This window comes from Polymorphospora sp. NPDC050346 (assembly GCF_040655695.1).
GTDB classification, from domain to species: domain Bacteria; phylum Actinomycetota; class Actinomycetes; order Mycobacteriales; family Micromonosporaceae; genus Polymorphospora; species Polymorphospora lycopeni.
Genome location: NZ_JBFAKM010000032.1, coordinates 87,798 through 92,325, shown reverse-complemented (window position 1 = coordinate 92,325; position 4,528 = coordinate 87,798). Strand labels below are relative to the sequence as shown.

Sequence of the window (4,528 nt, the reverse complement as noted above, 5' to 3'; positions counted from 1 at the left end):
TTCGAGCCGGCCGCTGGTCGTCGGGGACCGGCTCGACACCGACATCGTGGGCGCGGTGCGGGCCGGCATGGATTCCCGGGTACGCCGGGCGGCCGATGTGGGGAGAGGCATCAATGCTCCGTCGAGGGTATGGGCAGTTCTGGCCTGCTCTGCCTACGCACGTTCGTTGACCTGTGGTGGACGGCGAGGCCAACATCCGGTGTCCGGCCACCCACGATTGCCGGACCCGTCCCCGGGGCGACGCTGGCCGCGCCCCCGACCGCCACGGCAGGATCACCCCATGCCCGAACTGGTCCCGCCCACCACCCGCCTGCACGCCGCCTTCCTACGGTGCCGCGACGACTGGGGTCCCGGCGTCCACGAGGACGGCTTCGGCCTGGGCACGGACGACGATGTCGACTCAGCCGCCGGCTTCGCCACCTGGGTGCACCGACGGGTCCGACTGACCCACCCGGCCGGCGATCCCTGCCCCGACGAACCACACGGCTCGCCCCGCTGGATCGTCGAGGACGGCGAGGTGCTCGGGGCCATCGCCCTGCGGCACGGGTTCAACGACGACACCGGGCACATCGGCTACGGCGTACGTCCGTCCGCACGCCGCCGTGGCCTGGCGACCTGGGCGCTGGGCGAGATGCTCGGCGAGGCCCGCGCCCTGGACCTGGACGCCGTCCTCGTAGTCTGCCTCGCGGACAACGCGGGCTCGGCCCGCACGATCGAACGCAACGGCGGCGTACTGGAGGGCATCCGCGACACCGGGAACGTCCCGGTACGACGCTACCGGATCACCCTGGACGGGTGACGGCGACCGATCTCCCACCTGTCGCCGCCCCGCGAGAGGGCCCGACACGCATCCGAAAGGCGATCTGGAAAAACATGGCCAACACCCTCGCCGTCATCCTCGCGGTGGCGTTCCTGTTCACCGGCCTGCCCAAGGCCACCGGGCAGCCGAGCGCCATCGAGCACGGCAAACACCTCGGCTTCTCCGCCCGGAACTACCGGGCGCTGGGAGTTCTGCAGATCCTCGGCGCGGCGGCCCTCGGCCTCGGCCTGATCTGGAGACCCATCGGCGTGGCCGCGGCGATCGGATTCACGCTCATGATGGCCGGAGCGGTCATCGTCCACCTACGTGCCGGTGATCCCGCGGCCAAAATGTTGCCAGCGGCCGTCTTCGGCTTGGTCTCGATCGCGGTGGTCGTCCTCTACCTCCGCTGATCCGACGGCCGCTGGCGAGAATCGGCACCGGCGCCCCGAAGGTGCGCCGTGCGGGCACACCGGCACCGCCTGCCGGGCCGGCGTCACATGACGTTGGTGACGACCTGCCGGGTGGCGACGCGGACGAACGTGGTTCCCTCGGGCAGCCGTACGGTGGCACCGAATTCAAGCCCTTACCGCAAAGGCGCGTCCTCCCCCTGGAGTCAGGGGTGCGAAGCGCAGGCAACCGCTATCCAGGAATCGATGCCCACCACTACACTGTCGGCAGTGTTGGCGATCCAGGTACTCGGCCGCCTACGCGTGTGGCACGGTGATCGCGAACAGGACACCGGCCCGCCCGCGCGCCGCCTCGTGCTCGGCGTCCTGGCACTCAACGCCGGACGGCTGACCACCCGGCGCGAGCTGATCGAATCGCTGTGGGGCGAGCGACCGCCGCCGAGCGCCGTCAACGTCCTGCACACCCACGCCAAGCACCTGCGCCGGCTGCTGGACCCGAAGCGCAGCCCACGCGGCCAGGACGGGGTGCTGGCGACCGTCGGCGACGGATACCTGCTGCGGCTACCCGAAGACGCCCTGGACCTGCGCCGCTTCCGCCGGTTGGCGTACGCCGCCCGGGCGGCCGAGAGCGACGGCGACACGGCCGGCGCGATGGCGCTGCTGCGCGAGGCGTTGCGGCTGTGGGAGGACGATCCGCTCTGCGACGTACCGGCGCTGGAGAGCCACCCGGAGGTCTCGGCCCTCAAGGCGGAGCGGCGCCGGGTCCAACTGTCCTACTGGCACCTGATGCTGCGCACCGGCAACGCCGCGGAGATCGTCGCCGCGCTGACACTGGAAGGTGCCGCCCAGCCGCTCGACGAGACGGTGCAGGCCGCCCTGATCAGGGCGTACCAGGCCACCGGACAACGAACGCTCGCGTTCGAACGCTACGAGACGACCCGACGTACCCTCGCCGACGAGCTGGGCGTGGACCCGGGGCCGGACCTGTCCCGGGCCCACCGCGATCTGGTCGAGGAGACGGTGCCCCTCCCCGGTTCGAGGACCCCGCGTCAGCTTCCGGCACCGGTTCCCGACTTCGTCGGCCGGGCCGACGAACTCGTCCTGCTCGACGCCGCGTACGGGACCCGCAGCTGCGGAATCGTCATGGTCTGCGGCACGGCCGGGGTGGGCAAGACCGCGCTCGCCGTGCACTGGGGGCACCTCCACCGGGACCGTTTCCCCGACGGCCAGATCTACCTCGACCTGCGCGGCGACGACCCGGAACAGGCCACGCCGCCCCACGAGGCGCTGGGCCGCCTGCTCACCGCCGTCGCGGTACCCGACCAGGAGATCCCGGCCGACCCGCAGTCGCGCGCCGCCCGCTGGCGGACCGAGACCGACGGCCGCCGGCTGCTCGTCCTGCTGGACAACGCGGCCTCCGCCGAGCAGGTCGGCCCGCTGCTGCCCGGCAGCCACGACACCCTCGTGATGATCACCAGCCGGGACAGCCTGGCGGCGTTGGTCGCCCTGCACGGCGCCCGCCGCATCGCGCTCGACCTGCTCCCGCCGTCGGACGCCGTCGACCTGCTCGCCAGACTGGTGGGTCAGCGGGCAGGCACCGAACCGGACAGCGTCGACTCGCTGGCCGCCGTCTGCGCCCGGCTCCCCCTCGCCCTGCGCCTGGCCGCCGAGTACGCCGGCGCGCAGGCACACCTGCCGCTGTCCGGGATCGTGTCGCAGTTGCACCGGGCCGGTCCCCTGGACCTGCTGGACCCGGGCGGCGGCACCGCGATCCGGCAGGTCTTCGGCTGCTCCTACCAGCGGCTGGACGCCGAGACGCAACGCCTGTTCCGCCTGCTGAGCCTGACCCCCGCCGCCGCCACCCTCGCCTGCGCCGCCGCGCTCGGCGACGTCGACGAGATCGCCGCGGCGCGGCTCCTGCACCGGCTGACCAGCGCGCACCTGCTGCGCTGCGACCCGCTCGGACGGTACGCGCCGCACGATCTGCTGCGCGCCTATGCCGGCGAGCTGAGCCTGGCGGTCGACGGCGGGGCCGAGCGGGCCGCCGCCGTCGACCGGCTGCTCGGGCACTACGTCGCGACCGCCATCGCCGCCAGCGACGTCCTGTATCCGGGGTGGAGCGCGAGCTGGCGGCATGCCGGACTCGCCCTCAAACCCGACGGCGCACCGATGTCACCGGCCACGGCACTGTCGTGGCTGGACGCCGAACTGCCGTCGTTCGCCACGGTGTGCCAGATCGCCCTGCGCAACGGGCGGCCGGAACATGCCGTCCACCTCGCCGCGGCCCTCTACCGCTACCTCGAGGCGGGCCACGGCGTCGAAGCGGTGCCGATCCACGACCACGCCGTCCAGGCCGCCCGGGCGATGGGCGACGTCGTCGCCGAGGCGCACCTTCGCACCAACGCCGGAGTCATCCAACGCCTGCTCGGCCGCTACCCCGCCGCGACCGCGCAACTCCGGCAGGCGCTGGCGCTGTACGGCCGTACCGACAACCGGCACGGCCGGGCCCGGGCCCTGTCCAATCTCGGCATCATCGAGGAACGGCTCGGTGACTTCGCCTCCTCGATCGCCCGCCACGGCGAGGCCATCGCGCTCTACCAGGAGATCGACGATCTCTTCGGGCAGGCGTCGGCCCTGACCAACCTCGGCAACCTCGAATCCTCCATCGGCCGGCACGGGCCGGCGGCACAACGGTTCCGGGCGGCTCACGACCTCTTCGCCACGCTGGGCGAACGCGCCGGTCAGGCGATCGCGCTGACGAACCTCGGCGAGATCCACAACATGCTCGGCGAGGGTGCCGTCGCCGCCGGGCACCTGCGTGCGGCCCTGCGACTCTTCCGGGAGATCGAACACCGCGACGGCGAGGCGACGGCGTTGAGCAACCTCGGCACCGCGTTGAGCCGGCAGGGCCGACACCGGGAATCGATCGTTCACTTCGAGGAGGCGCTGGAGATCTTCCGCGGGATGCGGCACCGCTACGGCGAGGCGAGCGTCCTGAACGCGATGGGCGAGGCGTTGCACGCCATGCACCGCGACAACGAGGCCCGTGAGCGGCACCGGCTGGCCCTGGCCATCGCCACCGACACCGGCGACCACGACGAGCGGGACCGTGCCGCGCAGGCACTTCAACGCATCGGGCAGGACCGGCTCGCACACTGACGCTCCCGGCGACCGCTCACGCCCGGCGACCGGGGTCGGCGGTCGCGCGCGTCGGCCGGGCGGCCCCCCACCGGGCCCCCCCCCCCCCCCCCCCACCCCCACCCCGCCCCACGACCCCGCGCTAACCCCCGGGTTGAACAACAAAACCGACCCAAACAGT

General features: G+C 72.8%; 3 protein-coding genes and 1 pseudogene. All 4 read left to right on the top strand.

Annotated features, from left to right (window positions below):
- Positions 1 to 76: pseudogene (locus tag AB0I42_RS27670) on the top strand (HAD hydrolase-like protein); the annotation flags it as partial.
- A gap of 204 nt (positions 77 to 280) precedes the next feature.
- Positions 281 to 799 carry a GNAT family N-acetyltransferase gene (locus tag AB0I42_RS27665; protein WP_357541619.1) on the top strand — a complete coding sequence of 173 codons (519 nt, stop codon included), beginning with the start codon at positions 281 to 283 and terminating at the stop codon, positions 797 to 799.
- Complete coding sequence (locus AB0I42_RS27660) at positions 796 to 1,212, top strand: DoxX family protein (RefSeq protein ID WP_357541605.1); 417 nt, start codon at positions 796 to 798, stop codon at positions 1,210 to 1,212. Before AB0I42_RS27665 ends, AB0I42_RS27660 begins: the two co-directional genes overlap by 4 nt.
- 267 nt (positions 1,213 to 1,479) lie before the next feature.
- Positions 1,480 to 4,368, top strand: a complete 2,889-nt coding sequence (locus tag AB0I42_RS27655) for a tetratricopeptide repeat protein (RefSeq protein WP_357541603.1) — start codon at positions 1,480 to 1,482, stop codon at positions 4,366 to 4,368.
- Positions 4,369 to 4,528: the final 160 nt, after the last annotated feature.